Below are 16,616 nucleotides of genomic sequence, written 5' to 3' on the forward strand. Positions count from 1 at the left end.
AGCGTATGGTTACAGGTACATAGGTTCCCATGTCCGACATCCCCCTCGTGTCGAGCACGTCCGGCAGCGCGGCGCAGCAGAAAGCGCCCAGTCGCGCCGGCGACGTCATTTTCGGCGGTCTCGCGCGCCTTGCCGCGATCATCACGCTCCTGCTGCTCGGCGGCATCATCCTTTCGCTGATCATCGCCTCATGGCCGTCGATCAAGGAGTTCGGTCTGAGCTTCTTGTGGACCGCCGACTGGGATCCACCCAGCAAGAAATTCGGCGCGCTGGTGCCGATCTACGGCACGATCGCAACCTCGATCATTGCTCTCGTTATTGCGGTGCCAGTCAGCTTCGGCATTGCGCTGTTCCTCACTGAACTCGCGCCTGCATGGCTGCGCCGGCCGCTCGGCATTGCCATCGAACTGCTCGCCGCGATCCCTTCGATCGTCTACGGCATGTGGGGTCTGCTGGTGTTCGCACCGATCTTCGCCACCTGGTTTGAAAAGCCGCTGGGCACCGTGCTCGGCAGCGTGCCGTTCATCGGCGCGTTCTTCCAGGGGCCGCCCATCGGCATCGGCATTTTGTGTGCGGGCGTGATTCTCGCGATCATGATCATTCCGTACATCGCCTCGGTGATGCGCGACGTGTTCGAAGTCACGCCAGTCCTGCTGAAGGAATCGGCATATGGCATCGGCTGCACGACCTGGGAAGTGATGTGGAAGATCGTGCTGCCGTTCACCAAGAGTGGCGTGATCGGCGGCGTGATGCTGGGTCTTGGCCGTGCTCTCGGTGAGACGATGGCCGTCACGTTCGTGATCGGCAACACCAATCTGCTCGACAACGTCTCGCTGTTCTCACCGGGTAACAGTATTACCTCGGCGCTCGCCAACGAATTCGCGGAAGCGGATCCGGGCCTGCATACGTCAGCGTTGATGGAACTGGGTCTGATCCTGTTTGTGATTACCTTCATCGTCCTGGCGATTTCGAAAGTCATGCTGCTTCGCCTCGAGAAAGGGGAGGGCGCAAAATGAGCCAGCCCATCATGAATATGCCGGGTTCGGCGGATCCCGCTGCACTGGAGGCAATGCGCGTCAAGCTGCAGGGTCGCCGCCGCATCAAGAACGCGATTGCGCTCACGCTCTCGCTTGCCGCGATGGCCTTTGGTCTCATCTGGCTTGTCTGGATTCTCTATACGACGCTGCGTCTGGGCGTCGGTGGTCTGTCGATCGAGCTGTTCACGCAGAACACGCCGCCACCGAACACCGATGGTGGTGGCTTGCAGAACGCGATTGTCGGCAGCCTGATGCTGATCGTGCTGGCGACGTTCGTCGGCACACCGATCGGCATTCTGGCCGGCGTCTATCTGGCCGAATACGGTCAGAAGGGCTGGCTTGCCAGCGTGACGCGTTTTATCAACGACATCCTGTTGTCGGCGCCTTCGATCGTCGTGGGCCTGTTCGTCTATGCGCTGGTGGTGGCGAAGCTCGGCCACTTCAGCGGCTGGGCCGGTGTCTTCGCGCTCGCGCTGCTGCAGATTCCGATTGTGATTCGTACCACTGAAAATATGCTGAAGCTGGTGCCGAACGCGCTGCGTGAAGCGGCCTTTGCGCTCGGCACGCCGAAGTGGAAGATGGTGTTGTCGATTACGCTGAAGGCGTCGGTAGCCGGCATTATCACAGGCGTGCTGCTCGGCGTTGCCCGGATTGCCGGTGAAACCGCACCGTTGCTGTTCACCGCGATGTCGAATCAGTTCTTCTCGTGGAACATGAATCAGCCGGTCGCAAACTTGCCGGTCACGATCTATCAGTTTGCGATGAGCGCCTTCCCGCAGTGGCAATCGCTTGCCTGGGCCGGCGTCTTCCTGATCACGCTCGGGGTGCTGGGTTTGAACATCCTCGCGCGTACGATCTTTTCGAAAAAGTAAGGGCGGAGTAATCCGATGAACATGGCAGAAACTCAACTCAACCCGATTGCGCGTCCGACCGCGCCCGCCGGTTTCGACCCCGCCCAGGGCGACAGTGCCCAAGCGTCGGCGCAGCCGAAGATCCAGGTCAACGATCTCAACTTCTTCTACGGCAAGTACCACGCGTTGAAGAACATCAACCTGCGCATTCCCGAAGGCAAGGTGACGGCGTTCATCGGCCCGTCGGGCTGCGGCAAGTCCACGCTGCTGCGCACCTTCAACAAGATGTACGCGCTCTATCCGGAGCAGCGCGCGGAAGGCGAGATCCTGATGGACGGCGAAAACCTGCTGACCACCAAGCGCGATATCTCGCTGCTGCGTGCACGGATCGGCATGGTGTTCCAGAAGCCGACGCCGTTCCCGATGTCGATCTACGACAACATCGCCTTCGGCGTGAAGATGTTCGAAACGCTGCCGCGCTCGGAAATGGATGACCGCGTCGAATGGGCGCTCACCAAGGCAGCGCTGTGGAATGAAGTGAAGGACAAGCTCGGTCAGAGCGGCTACGGCCTCTCGGGTGGCCAGCAGCAGCGTCTGTGCATTGCGCGCGGCATTGCGATCCGTCCGGAAGTGCTGCTGCTCGACGAGCCGTGCTCGGCACTCGACCCGATTTCGACGGGCCGCATCGAAGAACTGATTGCAGAGCTGAAGAGCGACTACACCGTGGTGATCGTTACCCACAACATGCAACAGGCTGCACGGTGTTCGGACTACACTGCCTATATGTACCTCGGCGAGCTGATCGAGTTCGGTGATACCGAAAAGATCTTCATCAAGCCGGTCCGCAAGGAAACCGAGGACTACATCACCGGCCGCTTTGGTTAACCCCGACGAGCACCATTAGGGAGTACGACATGTCCGATAAACACCTCTCCAGCCAGTTCGACGCCGATCTGAATCTCGTTTCGTCGAAGGTTCTCGAAATGGGCGGCCTTGTGGAATCGCAGATCGTCAATGCGATGCACGCGCTCAACAATTTCGACCTGGACATGTGCGAGCAGGTTATCGCCGCCGAAGAGCGTCTGAACAAGATGGAAGTCGATATCGACGAAGAGTGCAGCAACATCATCGCGCGCCGCCAGCCGGCCGCGCGTGACCTGCGCCTGCTGATCGCGATCTCGAAGACCATCACGAATCTCGAGCGCGCCGGCGACGAAGCGGAAAAAATCGCCAAGCGCACCAAGCGTCTGATGGAAGACGGCGCCTCGCGCACCATCAATATCGCCGAGATCAAGCTGTCCGGTGAGATGGCAGTGACGATCCTGCGCCGTGCGCTCGACGCGTTCGCGCGCCTCGATACGGTGGCCGCCGCGCAGATCGTGCGCGACGACAAGGCGATCGACGAAGAATTCCGCGCCTTCGTGCGCAAGCTGATTTCGTACATGACTGAAGATCCGCGTTCGATTTCCGTGGGCCTCGATTTCCTCTTCATCGCCAAGGCGATCGAGCGGATCGGCGACCACGCGAAGAACATCGCTGAATTCATCATCTATATCGTCAAGGGTACCGACGTGCGGCACAAGTCGCGCGACGCGCTCGAACGCGAAGCACTTAGTTAACCCCTGCATAAAGGTCAAGAGGTGCCGATGCCTAGCAGCATTCTCGTCATCGAAGATGAGCCCGCTATTTCCGAGCTGATTTCGGTCAATCTTCAACACGCGGGCCATTGCCCGATCCGCGCCTATAACGCGGAGCAGGCGCAAAACCTGATCAGCGATGTGCTGCCGGACCTCGTCCTGCTCGACTGGATGCTGCCGGGCAAATCGGGCATCGCATTTGCGCGCGATCTGCGCAACAACGAGCGGACCAAACACATCCCGATCATCATGCTGACCGCACGTGGCGATGAACAGGACAAGGTGCTCGGTCTCGAGATCGGCGCGGACGACTATGTCACCAAGCCGTTCTCGCCGAAGGAACTGATGGCGCGTATCAAGGCTGTGCTGCGCCGCCGTGCACCGCAGTTGACCGAGGACGTGGTGGCGATCAACGGACTGAAGCTCGATCCGGCCACGCATCGTGTCGCGGCGCATGCAGAAGGCAGCGAGATCAAGCTCGATCTCGGGCCGACGGAGTTCCGTCTGCTGCACTTCTTCATGACGCATCCGGAGCGCGTGCATAGCCGCACGCAACTGCTCGATCAGGTGTGGGGCGATCACGTGTTCGTCGAAGAGCGCACGGTGGACGTCCACATCAAGCGCCTGCGCGCCGCGCTTAAGCCGGCGGGTTGCGATGCTATGATTGAGACGGTCCGGGGCAGTGGTTACAGGCTTGCGAAAAGCGCCTGATTACGCCTGGCAGGTTTAGCTGCACTTAAGGCCACCTGCGCTAACGCGCCGCGAAATTGCTTCGCGGCGCGCATTGTCTTCTCTTCGATCGCTAGAACATGAACATCATCTGGGCGCGTTCCATTGTCTCGATCGTGCTGCTTGCTGTTCTGTGCGCATTGCTTGGCGTGTTCGTTAACGTCAAGGCGGCACTGATCTTCGCGGTCGTCGTTCTGCTCGCACAGAGCGCTTTTAGCACCTTCCATAAACAGCGTCTGTGGCGCCTGCTCGATGCGCCGGTCTACGGCGAAGTGCCGAGCGCGCCGGGTATCTGGGGCGAAATCTATTACCGGCTGCACAAGCTCGCGAAGCGCTGGCATGCCCAGGTGCGTCAGGTCGAGCAGCAGCATTCGCGTTTCATCCAGGCCATCCAGGCTTCGCCGAACGGCGTTGCCATGCTCGACGATCACGATCAGATCGAGTGGTGTAATGCCATTTCCGAAGTGCATTTCGGCCTCGATGCGAAGCGCGATCTGCGGCAGCACATCACCCACCTCGTGCGTCAGCCGGACTTCGTGCGCTATCTGAACTCGCATCACTACGAGCAGATGCTGATCATGCGCGGGATGGGCGAGAAGCGCCAGAACGTGCTGTCGGTGCAGGTGTTTCCGTACGGCGAGAACCGCAAGCTGGTGTTGTCGCAGGACATCACCGAGCTCGAACGTACCGACGCGATGCGGCGCGATTTCGTGGCCAATGTGTCGCACGAACTGAAGACGCCGCTGACCGTGTTGTCCGGGTTCCTCGAAACGATGCGCGAATTGCCGCTGGGCGAAGCCGAGCGCGCCCGCTACCTTGAACTGATGGAGCAGCAGGCGGCACGTATGCGGCATATCGTCAACGATCTGCTGGTGCTCGCCAAGCTCGAAGGCGACAACAAGCCGCCGAGCGATCAGATGATCGACATGCGTGCCGTGCTACGGCACCTGCGCGACGATGCTCAAAGCCTTTCGAGCGATCACCATTGCATCACCTTCGACGCCGATGAGGGGCTCACCGTGACGGGCGTCGAGACCGAGATTCTGAGCGCGCTTGGCAACCTGGTGACCAATGCGATCCGCTATACGCCGGACGGCGGCAAGATTCACGTGACGTGGCAGTCGAGCGGTGGCAGCGCAGTGTTTTCCGTGACCGATAGCGGGCTTGGGATTCCCGCTGCCGATATTCCCAGGCTCACCGAACGGTTTTACCGCGTCGACCGCAGCCGCTCGCGCGACACGGGTGGCACAGGTTTGGGCCTTGCGATCGTCAAGCACGTGTTGCAACGGCACGATGCGCAGCTCGAAGTGAAGAGCGAAGAGGGGCGCGGCAGCACGTTCACCGTGCGCTTCCCGGTGTTCCGCACGGCGCGGCGGCAACCTGCGCCGGCCTGACCTAGCGTCAGGTGCAGAACTTCCCAAGCAGGCTCATCTGCGCATTACGTGAGGACTTGCCCGGCCTGCGCCGGCGATAGTGTCCATCGCTTTGCATCAGCCATGCGGACTGGTTGTCGCCGAGGAACGCCGACAGACCCTCCGCAATCACGCGGCGTTTCAGGCGGCGGTTGTTGATCGGGAACGCCACTTCCACGCGCCGGAAGAAATTGCGATCCATCCAGTCGGCGCTCGACAGGTAAACCTGTTCCTTGCCGCCATCGTAGAAGTAGAAAATCCGATGGTGCTCGAGGAAGCGCCCGACAATCGAGCGCACCGTGATGTTCTCGGACAGCCCCGGTACGCCCGGCTGCAACGAACACACACCACGCACGATCAGATCGATCTTCACCCCTGCCATCGACGCTTCGTACAGCTCCGCAATAACGGTCGGCTCGAGCAGGGCGTTCATCTTGGCGACAATGCGCGCCTTCTTGCCGGCGCGTGCGTGGTCCGCTTCAGCGCGAATCGCCTCGATGAGCTTCGGATGCAGCGTGAACGGCGATTGCCACAGTTCGTGCAGCTTCAGTTCGCCGCCAATGCCCGTGAGCTGCTGGAACACGTGGTGCACGTCTTCGCAGATCTTCTGGTCGGCCGTCATCAACCCGAAGTCGGTGTACAGACGCGCCGTGCGCGGGTGATAGTTACCCGTGCCGAGGTGGGCATAGCGCTTGAGCGTCATCTTGCCGTTGTGCGACACGCGCCGCACGATCAACATCATCTTCGCGTGACACTTGTGGCCCACGACGCCATACACGACGTGCGCGCCCACGGCTTCGAGCTGCGCGGCCCAGTTGATATTGGTTTCTTCATCGAAGCGCGCGAGCAGTTCCACCACCACCGTGACTTCCTTGCCGTTGCGGGCGGCTTGCATCAGCGCGTCCATTAACGGCGAATCGGTGCCGGTGCGGTAGATGGTCTGCTTGATCGCCATCACGTTAGGATCTTTGGCCGCCTGCAACAGCAGTTCGAGCACGGGCTGGAAGCTTTCGTACGGGTGATGCAGCAGCACATCGCCGTTATCGATTACGTCGAACAGGCTCGCGCTATTGGCGATCTGCGTCGGGATCGACGGAATGTGCGGGACGAATTTCAGATCCGGCCGGTCCACCATCTCCGGCAACTGCATCAGCCGCACCAGATTGACGGGGCCATCCACGAAGTAGCAGTCTTTATCCGAGAGGCCGCTTTCGTCGAGCAGGCGCTGTACCAGATGCGCGGGCGTCTCCGCCGATACTTCGAGGCGCACCGCGTTGCCCAGGTGCCGCGCCGGCAGTTCGCCTTGCAGCGCGACGCGCAGATTGGTGATTTCGTCTTCATCCACGAACAGTTCGCTGTTACGTGTGATGCGAAACTGGTTGCAACTGCGTACCACCAGATTCGGGAACAGTTCGCCCACGAAGCGCTGCAACAACGAGCTGAGCAGCACGAAGCCGTGCGGGTAGCCCGAGAGTTCCTGCGGCATGCGCACGAGCCGCGGCAGCGCGCGCGGCGCCTGCACGATGCCCATCAGTGCCTGGCGTCCAAAGGCGTCCTTGCCTTCGAGTTCGACCACAAAATTCAGACTTTTATTGAGCACGCGCGGGAACGGATGCGCGGGATCGAGTCCGATTGGCGTCAATACGGGCAGTAGTTCGTCGAAGAAGTAATTGCGCGCCCATTCGGTCTGCGCTTCATTCCACGCTTCGGTGCCGTGAAAATAGATGCCTTCCTGTTCGAGCGCGGAGAGCACGGTGTCGTGCAGCATGCGGTACTGGCGATGCACGAGCTTCTGCGCGCGCTCCACCACGAGGTCATAGACGTGCTGCAGCGACATGCCGTCCGGCGACAGTGCGCCCGGGTTGTCGCGCATCTGCTCCTGCAGTCCGGCCATACGGACTTCGAAGAATTCGTCGAGGTTGCTGCTGGTGATGCAGATGAAACGCAGGCGTTCGAGCAAGGGCACGGCGGGATCAGCGGCTTGCGCCAGTACACGCTCATTGAAACCCAGGATGCCCAGTTCGCGATTCAGTAGGGGGTAGCGGGTGGACATCGGCGGCGAGAATGGAAGCTCGGGAAGAGACGGTGAAAGACGCTCGGAAATTCTCACAGTATGATGAAGCTCTTATGACAGTCGAATTGTCATAAATTTTACGCTCTTCTGTCGTTGTGTCGTAAATATGACGCAGGGAATATGGGACCATACCGCACGCCAATCACCGCCAAGGTTACATCGTGAGGTCCGGTACGCTTAAAATGTCGTCTTTGAACGGCGGGGCTAGCAACAAGATAGCCGCGCTTGCGCGTATGGAGTCCGCTCAATCGATGGTCAACACGCCACAACTTCTCGCTGCCGTCGATCTTGGCTCGAACAGCTTTCGTCTGATCGTGGGCCGGGTCGAAGAAACCGATGCCGGCAGCCAGATCTATCAGGTCGACGCGCTACGCGAGCCCGTGCGGCTCGCCGCGGGCCTGTCGAGCGACAAGATGCTCGACCGCGCCTCGCAGGTGCGTGGCTGGGACGCGCTCAAACGCTTTGGTGAACGGCTGCGCGATTTCCATCCCGATCATGTTCGGGCCGTCGCCACGAATACGCTGCGCATCGCGAAGAACGCGAGTGAATTTCTCGGCGAGGCCCGCGCGGCACTGGGTTTCCCGATCGAAGTGATTGCCGGGCGTGAAGAGGCCCGTCTGATTTACGCCGGCGCCGCGCACTCGGTGCCCGCCAGTCCCGGTAAACGGCTGGTGGTCGATATCGGCGGCGGTTCCACGGAATTCATCATCGGCTCGCACTACACGCCGATCAAGATGGAAAGCCTGTATATCGGCTGCGTGAGCCATAGCCGGACCTTCTTTCCGGCCGGCAACGTCGACGAGTACACGATGCGTCAGGCCGAGCTTGCCGCCGGCCGCGAAATCCAGATCATTTCTCACGAGTACAAGAAAACCGGCTGGGAACAAGCCATTGGTTCGTCGGGCACGGCACGGGCGCTCGCGGAACTGGTGGAAGCGAACGGCTTTAACGACGCGGGCATCACGCATGGCATTTCGCGCGGCGGCCTCGAACGCCTGAAGCGTGCGTTGATCAAGGCTGAGAACGTCAACCGGCTGAAACTGGTGGCGCTGAAAGCGGACCGGATTCCGGTGCTGGCGGGCGGCCTGTCGATCATGCTGGCCGTGTTCGACGAACTGGGTGTCGATTACGTCGACACCACCGACGGCGCCTTGCGTCTCGGCGTGCTGTACGACCTGCTGGGGCGTTCGCAGCACGAAGATATGCGCACGGTCACCGTGGAAGGCTTCATGCGCCGCTACGGCGTGGATCGCGCGCAAGCAGGGCGCATCGGCGATCTGGCGGTGAGCTTCTACGATCAGTTCGACGAGCCGGATGGCGAACGTCGCGCCGAGAACCGCATGTTCCTGAGTTGGGCGGCGTCGCTGCACGAGATCGGGCTGTCCATCTCGCACAGCGCGTATCACAAGCACTCGGCCTATATCGCCAGCAACGCGGACATGCCGGGCTTTTCGCGCACTGATCAGGCGCGTCTCGCGGCGCTCGTGCTGGGCCATGCGGGCAAGCTCGGCAAACTGTCGCAAACGCGTGAGGTGGAGTGGCCGCTGCTGTTCTGTCTGCGTCTCGCTGCGCTGTTGTGCCGGCGCCGTGCGGATGTCGGTTTGCCGGGTATTGCCGTAAGTCGCGTGAACAATGGCTACGAAGTGCGTTTGCCGAAGGAATGGGTGGCGAACAACCCGCTCACTGACTACAGCATGATTCAGGAAGCCGCGGAATGGGAGAAGGTGGGCATCCCGTATCGCGTCGTTTATACGGACGACTGACGATACGTCGATCGCGCCCCGCTGGCTACACCTATACGCAGCAGCAATGTTTAAAACAAAACAGCCCGGCAGAGCCAATCTGCCGGGCTGTTTTGCATTCGCACCTGCGAAGAAGTGTGGCGTCGCTTCGCTCACCCCGGCAATGCATCGCCCAGGAAGTGACGTGCATAGCGTTCATTGATTTCAGACAGGCGCAGCAGCGTCAGAAAATCGGCCGTGTTGAAGTCAGGATCCCAGGCCGGCGCGCCGCAAATTTTTGCGCCAACTCGCAGATAACCTTTGACGAGCGGCGGTGGCGCAACGTTCGCGCCGGTTTGCAACTCTTCGACGGGTAGCGGCGTGTGCGGAAAGGCCCGGTATTCCTGCGACGTCATCGCGTTGTCGCGCAGCGCGCAGTACAGGTTCGCCGCGTAGTGGCCGCCGTCGGCCATCGACACGCTTGCGCAGCCAAGCATCGTTTCGTAGCCGTTGTGCATCATGTACGCTGCGAGACCGCCCCACAACGACATGATCACCGCGCCGCTGCGGTAGTCCGGGTGCACGCATGAACGGCCCACTTCGACCATCTTCGGCCGTAGGTGAGTGAGACGCGAAACATCGAACTCGCTTTCGGCATACAGGCGGCCGATGCGCGCGGCCTGATGCGGTGGCAACGCGCGATAGGTGCCGACCACTTTCAGCGTATCGAGATCGCGCACCAGCAGGTGATCGCAGTAGTGATCGAATGCGTCGACATCAAGGCCTGCAGGGCCCGTCAGACGGGCGCCCATTTCGTCGGCGAAAACCCGGTAACGCAGATGCTGGGCTTCGCGCAGTTCTTCTTCGGTCCGCGCCCAGGCTACTTGCAGCCGGTGTTGCGCGGTAACCGTTTCCTCGGCACGCGGCAGACGGCGACGCGTCTCGAGATTCGAAGCGAATGGCAGGGAGGACGTCGGCAGATCTTGCATGTGGCGTTCCTGGTCGAAAAAGGAGAAATTCGCTTTTTCGCCAATGTAGTAACGCCCGATGACGCTCGCATGGCAATGTTGTGACCGTTAGATGTCGGTCCGTAAGCTAAACGGCGTTTTTGAACCGCAAGCTTTTACGGTCGGTTACAGCAGATCCGGGCTGATGGCGGCGCGCAGCACGACCTGCTCGTCGCCGTCGCGCTCCCGGTTTGCAAGCCACCATACGCCAGCTTTCTTGAGCGGCCAGCTCGATTCGCTGTTGTTCGCAAGCAACTGTGCAGCGACGTGACCGAGCGTGGGCTGATGGCCGACGATCACTACCGTCGATGCGATGCCTGCTGGCCAGCCGGCGGCGGTCAGCACGTCAGCGGCGCTGGCGCCGGGCGCGAGTTCGCGCACCACGCGGTATTGGTCGGTGAGGCTCTCGACCGTCTGGATGGTGCGCGCCGCCGGACTCGAGAGAATCATGGCGTCCTCGTCGAGCCGCGCGCGCAGCCACTTCGCCACGGCTTGCGCCTGCTTGCGGCCGCGCACGGTCAACTGGCGGGCGAGGTCGGTCGGCGCGATCTCTTCGGCCTCGGCATGGCGCCAGAGGATCAGGTTCATGGCTGTCTCCTTTATCGACCGGAGCGGCGCTTTGGCGCGCTTCGGGTCCCATGCAGAGCTCTTGCTCCGGTCCCATGCAAGATGGGTGCGGACTTTCGAGCGACGCAGTGTTGTACCACTGTCGCATGGCTGCGTGCGTGACAGCAAGGTGGTTTGCTAAAGGGCGTGCAGCGGAGGGGATGTTCAGCCAGTTCAGGTGGTGTTGCCACACGCTGTGTGACATGGAGCGGCTTTCTGCGCCTGTTGTGGCGGATCTGGATCTGGGAGGCGTCGCCGCGAATGGACGGCAGCAGCCACAGCATGCGCGCGCCCGAGCGCGGTCGTGTGTGTGAAGGGTCGCTATCGGCTCGAGCTGTAAAGCTGCGGCTGATTGGGCTCGATTCAGGCTACGGTCAGCTTCACCACGCAGCACATCACGAGCACTAGCAGGGCATACGTAACGGCGATATCGAACGGATAGCGCATGGCTTGATCCCGTGGAATTTGGTCAGCAGTCATCTTAGATAGACGATTCAGCGAGCACCGTTATCAAGCCAACAGTTCGCCAAAAGACAAGTCGCGTTTCGCGAGGCGTCGTTTGCACGATGGACAAACCAGTGGGCAGATCAGGACGTCCGCGGATGCGGCACGCATGTTGTGGAGATATTGAGCAACGCGGACGGGTCGTTGGCCGCTTCGGCCCGCCGGTGTTTCGCCTCGAATGCATCGAGCTGGCGAAGCAGACGATCCAATGCGTACAACTGAGAGCGCGTCAGATGGGCGGCATCCAGAAGCTTGTTGAGCCGGGTACGCCAGTAACGCGACGACAGGATCGGTCCGCCTCGGCCCTCGGCCAGGCTGGCCGGCATCACCGACGCAATATGTGCGATCTCCTGATCCAGGAACATCAGTTTCTGCGCGCCCTTGGGTTGAAGCTTGGCATGTGGCGTGTTTTTTAGCATCCGATATCCATCCGCGACGGGCTAATGGACGGTTGCGGCGACTTCCAGTGACGGGCGCCGGACCGGAGTTCCAATGCTATGACGGCGTGACGAAAGACACTGTCAACAATGGTCAGGCGCTATCCCAGTATTGGAATGTTTTTGACAACAGTGTTTTCATCGCATAGGTATTTACCCTAGTCATGGTTAACCATAAAATGTTGTCATACGTCGAACACCGTGGTCGGTGTCGCGACAGATAAGACAATTTCTGGAGGTAGTCGTCATGAAGTCGCTGATCGAAGCTGCTGTTATCGCCGCCCTGATCGCTGCACCGCTTGCAGCATTTGCGCAATCGAGCCAACCGTTGACGCGCGCGGAAGTGCGCGCCCAACTCGTGGAGCTGGAGAAGGCCGGCTATAACCCGCGCGACTGGATGAACTACCCCGAGAACATTCAAGCCGCCGAAGCTCGTGTTGCCGCCGAAAAGGCCGACGCGAGCGGCTATGGCGTCGGCAGCAACGGCTCGTCGCAAGCAGGTCATTAAGGTCGTCAGGCGCGGTAGCGAAATGCTGCCTTGGCGAGCGGTTTGAGCATGTGTTGTATGGCTGTGCGGTCGTTGAGTCGTACGTAGGGTGACCCGAAAGGGCGCCTGTGCGGCGCACAGATTGTTGTGGGTGTTAGCTGTGCAGTGATTGAACGCCGCTGCAGTTGAACGCAGCATCTGACATGAGGCCGCTATGGACGCGACTGTTTTGGCCACCGCTATTGGATTTTTGGTCTTGTTGATTGCGGTGGTTTTCGCCATTGGTCACTACCGGCGCGAGCGTGTGCGCAAGCGCGTGATCGGCGAGATGCAGCGTCGGCGGCTTTACGAGTTCAGTCGACCCAGGCATTGACGCTTGGCGCGGATCATCCGCGCCAAACGCGTTTGTCCTTGTGAGGCGTCCTGCATCACAAGCTTTGCTTCGATGTTAGTGCATCCGACGTATCCCAGGACGTCGCTGCCAGGCTCCAATAATCAAGACAGCGACGGCCGCATTGGACGCCGGGTGCCTGCATCGTTGCTGCCGACGCAATGCCCTACGTCAAACGTAGCCCGGTTGGCGATGCGGCGGCCGGCGATGCCGATGATGTCGCGGCGGTGGCACCTGACGACAACGACGCACCAGATGACCGCGATACCAGACGTGCTTGCAGACGACTCGTGGACGCGCCTCGGCAGTGACAGGTGCGAACGCTGCGACGAACGTCGCGAGCAGGATGAGCAATACGAATTTGCGCACGGATCGATCCTTTAAGCAGAGTCAGGGTATTCGTCAGCGAGCAGAGTCAGGGCATTCGTCAGCGGCGGACAGAAAACATTCTGAACCGTCCATGCCCGATCGAAAAGAAAAAGGGTTACACGCCGAAACGTGTAACCCTTTGATTCCATGGTCGGAGCGATAGGATTCGAACCTACGACCCTCTGATCCCAAATCAGATGCGCTACCAGGCTGCGCTACGCTCCGACGAATCAGAGATTCTATCTGGTCTGACCTATGACCGTCAATCCTGAAATAGAAAAAGCGCAAACGAGAAGCTGAAGGAGCGCGATCAGCGCTTCACCTGACCTACTAGATTCGTCCCATCAGCAGCAGGATGATCACCACGATCAGTACGATACCGAGCAGGCCGGTCGGCCGGTAGCCCCAGCCGCTGCTATACGGCCAGCTTGGCAGGGCGCCAATCAGCAGCAGGATCAGGATGATCAGCAGGATGGTTCCGAGTGTCATGCGATGTCTCCTTGTCAGGCGAGTGCGCGACTGGCGCCAGTTCGTCTGATACGGTGCGTACGTTGCGTAGGGTGGGTCCGGCACGGTTGGGCCGGCTTGACGGGACCGCCGGCATCGCGCTGTCCTTGCGGTGCGAGTCAGCAAGGCCTATGCCCGGCGCTGGGCAACGTTCCCGTTCGCGCGGATCCACCGGGCGCATCCGCGCGTCTCGCACGACGCAGGCACGCCGCTCGATCCACACGGAATCGCCAAACTCATGCGTGCGATAGCGATGCGCCTCCAGCTCATCGGTCACGCCCTGCAGCGTCAGGGTATCGGTGAAGGCGCGCAACAACGCGTAGTGGCTGGTGTCCGGCTCATGCGTACCGGAGACAATCACATCCACCGCATGCAACTGCGTCTGTGGTCCGATTCGTTGCGTGGCGACGCCGTCGCCCGCGTGCACGACGCCGTTGCTGCTCGCCGCGTGTTCAAGCGCCCGCACAACTGTCGTGCCGATAGCGACGACGCGTCCCTTCTGTGCACGCGTCGCAGCGATCAGCGCAGCAGTGGCCGCCGGAATGCGATAGGGTTCGTCGAGCGGCAAGCGCTGATCGAGCGCCGCGTCGCCGGTGGATGACAGGCCCGCTGCGTGCGTCAACGTCGCAAACGGAATGCCGCGCACCTGCAGCGCATCGATGCTGCGCCAGTCGAGCACGAAGCCGGCGGAGGGCGGTTCGAACGCCACTGGCTGTGCGGCGATCGGCGTCCACACATCCCATAACGCCAGCGCCTCGTGCAGATGGGCGTACTGCACCGGCTTGCCTTGTTGTGCCAGCGTCTCCCAGATGTGCGCCGCGTCCGCATGAAACTGCAGCTCCACGAGACGCGGATGATCGAGCATCCGCACGATGGTCGCCTCGAGCTTGCCGAAGCTCAGCCGGTCACCAGGCGCGAGCAGTGGCGGGGCAGCACGTGCTTCGGTCGGCGTGTGAAAATCGCCGCCCCCGAACACCACGGCAGTAAAGCGTTTGACGTCTTGTGGATCGAGCGACGCGCGTCCCGCGAGGCGAATTTCGATCACGGCACCGCTGCGTCGATGGATGCCGTGCAGACTGGCGGGTAGCGTTGCAGCATCGTTCGCGATTACGCAATCGCCCGGGCGCAGCAGTTCCACGAATGCGTGGCGTGGTCGATGCTCGATATGCCCGTGACGGTCGACCACCAGCAGGCGTGCATCGTGAGGACGTTGAACAGGCAGCGTGGCGGCGCGCATCGTCATGCTCGTACTCCTTCAAGGTGGGCCGGATCGCGCAGCGCATGCAATGCCGCTTCGATTGCGTCGGCGAATTCGCGAGCTGCGTCGGCGGGACGCTTCAGGGTCGTGGGGTCGTCGCCGGGCGCAGCGAGGGCATGCAGCGGTGTGTCCATGTCCCCAGGATCGAGCGACAGCACACGCACTTTCTGCGTGGCCAGTTCCTGGTCCCAGATGCGGCTCAGATGACGCAGGCCGGCCTTGCTCGCACCGTATGCGCCCCAGCCCGGATACGGCTCGATTGCCGCATCACTCGAGACGTTCAGCACGACGGCGCCGCCCCGTTCGCGTGCGGCGGCAGTGAGCGAGCCAAGCAGCGCGCGCGTGAGGCGGAACGGCCCGAGCAGATTGGTCGCCAGCGCCGTTTCGAAATCTTCGCACTCCGTATCGGCGAGCAGCGCGAGCGGCACTGGACCGAGCGCGGATGCATTGTTCACCAGCACGTCGACGCCGCCGAGCAGGCCGCTGATCTGCATCGCGAGCGGATAGATGTCATCCTTGTTCGACATATCGCCGACGATACCCGCCACCTTCGGACGTGCCGCAGCCACCTCGGCCACGCGCCGTTGATCGCGAGCCACGAAAGCGACGCGCGCGCCGCGCGTCAGCAGTTCGTCCATCAAAGCGAGGCCGAGCCCCGAGGTCCCGCCGGTCAGAGCGACACGAATGTCTTGCAGATTGTGGGGCGTGTGGATCATGTGAGTTCTCCGGTTCAGGGCGAGACGATCGCTTCACCCGCGCCGTCTCGATGGCCCGATAATAGGAACCCCACGGCGCACGGCCGAGTGCGATGTCCAATTCCTTGTCAGAAAGTCGATACGATGGACGAGACTGCTTTTGAACCCGCTCCCGAGAGCGGGCCCGACAGGTCGAACGCGGCCCAGCATCTGGCGCGCAACCTCGTAGCGTTGCGTCACGCGCGTGCGTTGACCCAGGAAGGGTTGGCGAAGTCGTCGGGAGTGCCGCGTTCGACGGTGGCCAATCTGGAATCGGGCGAAGGCAATCCATCGCTGGCGGTGCTGATGAAGGTGGCCAGTGCGCTTGGCGCGCCGCTCGATGAATTGCTCGCCTCGCCACGTGCCAAGGTCCGCAAATGGTCAGTCGACGATATCTCCGCGCAAAATCGCGGCAACGGTTTGACGATCCGCCCACTGGTCCCGGAGCCTGTGCCGGATGGCATTCTGGAGACGATGGCGTTTGCGCCGGGCGCCTACATGCGTGGCACGCCGCATCTGCCCGGCACGCGCGAGTACTTCACCTGCATGGAAGGGCGGGTCGCGATTTTTGTGGCGGGTGAACGGCACGGACTCGAAACGGGCGATGTGCTCGCGTTTCCTGGCCATGTGCCGCATTCGTATCGCAATGAGGATCCGCAGCGCGACGCGTTAGGGGTATCGATTGTGGTGCTGGCCAAGGCTGGGGTATAGCGCTGCGGCGTCGCGGACAGCGCAATAACCTTCCGTGCCGCGGGGCTTCGTTACCGCGCGGCAAATCGGATCATGCCGACCGAGCGTAGCGCATCTCGCGGCTGTAAAACTGAATGGCCGCGAGGGCGGTAGAGGTCAGCGCGG

17 protein-coding genes and 1 tRNA gene are annotated in these 16,616 nt (G+C 61.3%); 10 read left to right on the top strand and 8 right to left on the bottom strand.

What is annotated here, in order from left to right; all coding sequences use genetic code 11:
* Positions 1-29 precede the first annotated feature (29 nt).
* The 6 genes from pstC to phoR all read left to right on the top strand — a co-directional run bounded on the left by pstC (position 30) and on the right by phoR (position 5,648).
* Complete coding sequence (gene pstC, locus P3T20_RS25345) at positions 30-1,016, top strand: phosphate ABC transporter permease PstC (RefSeq protein WP_074263886.1); 987 nt, start codon at positions 30-32, stop codon at positions 1,014-1,016.
* Positions 1,013-1,909, top strand: coding sequence for a phosphate ABC transporter permease PstA (pstA, locus tag P3T20_RS25350; RefSeq protein WP_074263887.1), 897 nt, complete (start codon positions 1,013-1,015; stop codon positions 1,907-1,909). Before pstC ends, pstA begins: the two co-directional genes overlap by 4 nt.
* A gap of 15 nt (positions 1,910-1,924) precedes the next feature.
* Positions 1,925-2,773 carry a phosphate ABC transporter ATP-binding protein PstB gene (gene pstB / locus P3T20_RS25355; RefSeq protein ID WP_074263888.1) on the top strand — a complete coding sequence of 283 codons (849 nt, stop codon included), beginning with the start codon at positions 1,925-1,927 and terminating at the stop codon, positions 2,771-2,773.
* Positions 2,774-2,802: 29 nt separating this feature from the next.
* Positions 2,803-3,507 carry a phosphate signaling complex protein PhoU gene (phoU, locus tag P3T20_RS25360; RefSeq protein ID WP_074263889.1) on the top strand — a complete coding sequence of 235 codons (705 nt, stop codon included), beginning with the start codon at positions 2,803-2,805 and terminating at the stop codon, positions 3,505-3,507.
* 27 nt (positions 3,508-3,534) lie between these two features.
* Entirely contained in the window at positions 3,535-4,236 is a 702-nt protein-coding gene (gene phoB / locus P3T20_RS25365; protein WP_006051991.1) for a phosphate regulon transcriptional regulator PhoB, read from the top strand.
* A gap of 98 nt (positions 4,237-4,334) precedes the next feature.
* Positions 4,335-5,648 carry a phosphate regulon sensor histidine kinase PhoR gene (phoR, locus tag P3T20_RS25370; RefSeq protein WP_074263890.1) on the top strand — a complete coding sequence of 438 codons (1,314 nt, stop codon included), beginning with the start codon at positions 4,335-4,337 and terminating at the stop codon, positions 5,646-5,648.
* A 7-nt stretch (positions 5,649-5,655) separates the two neighbouring features.
* On the opposite strand, the gene ppk1 is transcribed toward phoR, so the two are convergent.
* Entirely contained in the window at positions 5,656-7,719 is a 2,064-nt protein-coding gene (gene ppk1, locus P3T20_RS25375) for a polyphosphate kinase 1 (protein WP_429288223.1), read from the bottom strand.
* Between the two features lie 203 nt (positions 7,720-7,922).
* Here ppk1 and ppx point away from each other — a divergent pair, with 203 nt between their 5' ends.
* Positions 7,923-9,503, top strand: coding sequence for an exopolyphosphatase (ppx, locus tag P3T20_RS25380; RefSeq protein WP_254368786.1), 1,581 nt, complete (start codon positions 7,923-7,925; stop codon positions 9,501-9,503).
* Between the two features lie 131 nt (positions 9,504-9,634).
* Here the strand turns inward: ppx and P3T20_RS25385 are convergent, their stop codons facing one another.
* From P3T20_RS25385 to P3T20_RS25395, 3 genes are all read right to left on the bottom strand, one after another.
* Positions 9,635-10,450 (bottom strand): GNAT family N-acetyltransferase, encoded by an 816-nt coding sequence (locus P3T20_RS25385; RefSeq protein ID WP_074263893.1) that lies wholly within the window; start codon positions 10,448-10,450, stop codon positions 9,635-9,637.
* A 144-nt stretch (positions 10,451-10,594) separates the two neighbouring features.
* Positions 10,595-11,056, bottom strand: a complete 462-nt coding sequence (gene sixA / locus P3T20_RS25390) for a phosphohistidine phosphatase SixA (RefSeq protein ID WP_074263894.1) — start codon at positions 11,054-11,056, stop codon at positions 10,595-10,597.
* A gap of 605 nt (positions 11,057-11,661) precedes the next feature.
* Positions 11,662-11,997 (bottom strand): hypothetical protein, encoded by a 336-nt coding sequence (locus P3T20_RS25395; RefSeq protein WP_074263895.1) that lies wholly within the window; start codon positions 11,995-11,997, stop codon positions 11,662-11,664.
* Positions 11,998-12,262: 265 nt separating this feature from the next.
* Between P3T20_RS25395 and P3T20_RS25400 the strand changes: the two genes are divergently transcribed.
* Positions 12,263-12,523, top strand: coding sequence for a DUF4148 domain-containing protein (locus P3T20_RS25400; RefSeq protein ID WP_074263896.1), 261 nt, complete (start codon positions 12,263-12,265; stop codon positions 12,521-12,523).
* A gap of 193 nt (positions 12,524-12,716) precedes the next feature.
* The gene (locus tag P3T20_RS25405) at positions 12,717-12,875 is read left to right on the top strand and encodes a hypothetical protein (protein WP_167379376.1); all 159 of its coding nucleotides are present in this window, start codon (positions 12,717-12,719) and stop codon (positions 12,873-12,875) included.
* Between the two features lie 535 nt (positions 12,876-13,410).
* On the opposite strand, the gene P3T20_RS25410 is transcribed toward P3T20_RS25405, so the two are convergent.
* The 4 genes from P3T20_RS25410 to P3T20_RS25425 form a co-directional block, all read right to left on the bottom strand.
* Positions 13,411-13,487: transfer RNA gene (locus tag P3T20_RS25410), tRNA-Pro, on the bottom strand.
* 105 nt (positions 13,488-13,592) lie between these two features.
* Positions 13,593-13,751: a DUF3309 family protein gene (locus tag P3T20_RS25415; protein WP_074263898.1), complete on the bottom strand. Its 159-nt coding sequence runs from the start codon at positions 13,749-13,751 to the stop codon at positions 13,593-13,595.
* Positions 13,678-15,012 (bottom strand): S-adenosylmethionine:tRNA ribosyltransferase-isomerase, encoded by a 1,335-nt coding sequence (locus tag P3T20_RS25420; protein ID WP_074263899.1) that lies wholly within the window; start codon positions 15,010-15,012, stop codon positions 13,678-13,680. The genes P3T20_RS25415 and P3T20_RS25420 overlap by 74 nt, the downstream gene beginning before the upstream one ends.
* Positions 15,009-15,743: an SDR family oxidoreductase gene (locus tag P3T20_RS25425; protein ID WP_074263900.1), complete on the bottom strand. Its 735-nt coding sequence runs from the start codon at positions 15,741-15,743 to the stop codon at positions 15,009-15,011. The genes P3T20_RS25420 and P3T20_RS25425 overlap by 4 nt, the downstream gene beginning before the upstream one ends.
* 123 nt (positions 15,744-15,866) lie before the next feature.
* Here P3T20_RS25425 and P3T20_RS25430 point away from each other — a divergent pair, with 123 nt between their 5' ends.
* On the top strand, positions 15,867-16,472 hold the full coding sequence (locus P3T20_RS25430) for a helix-turn-helix domain-containing protein (protein ID WP_074263901.1): 606 nt from the start codon (positions 15,867-15,869) through the stop codon (positions 16,470-16,472).
* Positions 16,473-16,616: the final 144 nt, after the last annotated feature.

It is taken from the genome of Paraburkholderia sp. GAS206C, assembly GCF_050435645.1.
Taxonomy (GTDB): domain Bacteria; phylum Pseudomonadota; class Gammaproteobacteria; order Burkholderiales; family Burkholderiaceae; genus Paraburkholderia; species Paraburkholderia phenazinium_B.

What these genes read in the sequence shown, in the direction of transcription:
- phoB (WP_006051991.1), top strand. Translation starts at nt 3,535, where the DNA reads ATGCCTAGCAGCATTCTCGTCATCGAAGATGAGCCCGCTATTTCCGAG.
- ppk1 (WP_429288223.1), bottom strand. Translation starts at nt 7,719, where the DNA reads ATGTCCACCCGCTACCCCCTACTGAATCGCGAACTGGGCATCCTGGGT.
- ppx (WP_254368786.1), top strand. Translation starts at nt 7,923, where the DNA reads ATGTCGTCTTTGAACGGCGGGGCTAGCAACAAGATAGCCGCGCTTGCG.
- P3T20_RS25385 (WP_074263893.1), bottom strand. Translation starts at nt 10,450, where the DNA reads ATGCAAGATCTGCCGACGTCCTCCCTGCCATTCGCTTCGAATCTCGAG.
- pstC (WP_074263886.1), top strand. Translation starts at nt 30, where the DNA reads ATGTCCGACATCCCCCTCGTGTCGAGCACGTCCGGCAGCGCGGCGCAG.
- P3T20_RS25400 (WP_074263896.1), top strand. Translation starts at nt 12,263, where the DNA reads ATGAAGTCGCTGATCGAAGCTGCTGTTATCGCCGCCCTGATCGCTGCA.
- P3T20_RS25395 (WP_074263895.1), bottom strand. Translation starts at nt 11,997, where the DNA reads ATGCTAAAAAACACGCCACATGCCAAGCTTCAACCCAAGGGCGCGCAG.
- P3T20_RS25425 (WP_074263900.1), bottom strand. Translation starts at nt 15,743, where the DNA reads ATGATCCACACGCCCCACAATCTGCAAGACATTCGTGTCGCTCTGACC.
- phoU (WP_074263889.1), top strand. Translation starts at nt 2,803, where the DNA reads ATGTCCGATAAACACCTCTCCAGCCAGTTCGACGCCGATCTGAATCTC.
- P3T20_RS25415 (WP_074263898.1), bottom strand. Translation starts at nt 13,751, where the DNA reads ATGACACTCGGAACCATCCTGCTGATCATCCTGATCCTGCTGCTGATT.
- pstB (WP_074263888.1), top strand. Translation starts at nt 1,925, where the DNA reads ATGAACATGGCAGAAACTCAACTCAACCCGATTGCGCGTCCGACCGCG.
- phoR (WP_074263890.1), top strand. Translation starts at nt 4,335, where the DNA reads ATGAACATCATCTGGGCGCGTTCCATTGTCTCGATCGTGCTGCTTGCT.
- pstA (WP_074263887.1), top strand. Translation starts at nt 1,013, where the DNA reads ATGAGCCAGCCCATCATGAATATGCCGGGTTCGGCGGATCCCGCTGCA.
- P3T20_RS25430 (WP_074263901.1), top strand. Translation starts at nt 15,867, where the DNA reads ATGGACGAGACTGCTTTTGAACCCGCTCCCGAGAGCGGGCCCGACAGG.
- P3T20_RS25420 (WP_074263899.1), bottom strand. Translation starts at nt 15,012, where the DNA reads ATGACGATGCGCGCCGCCACGCTGCCTGTTCAACGTCCTCACGATGCA.
- P3T20_RS25405 (WP_167379376.1), top strand. Translation starts at nt 12,717, where the DNA reads ATGGACGCGACTGTTTTGGCCACCGCTATTGGATTTTTGGTCTTGTTG.
- sixA (WP_074263894.1), bottom strand. Translation starts at nt 11,056, where the DNA reads ATGAACCTGATCCTCTGGCGCCATGCCGAGGCCGAAGAGATCGCGCCG.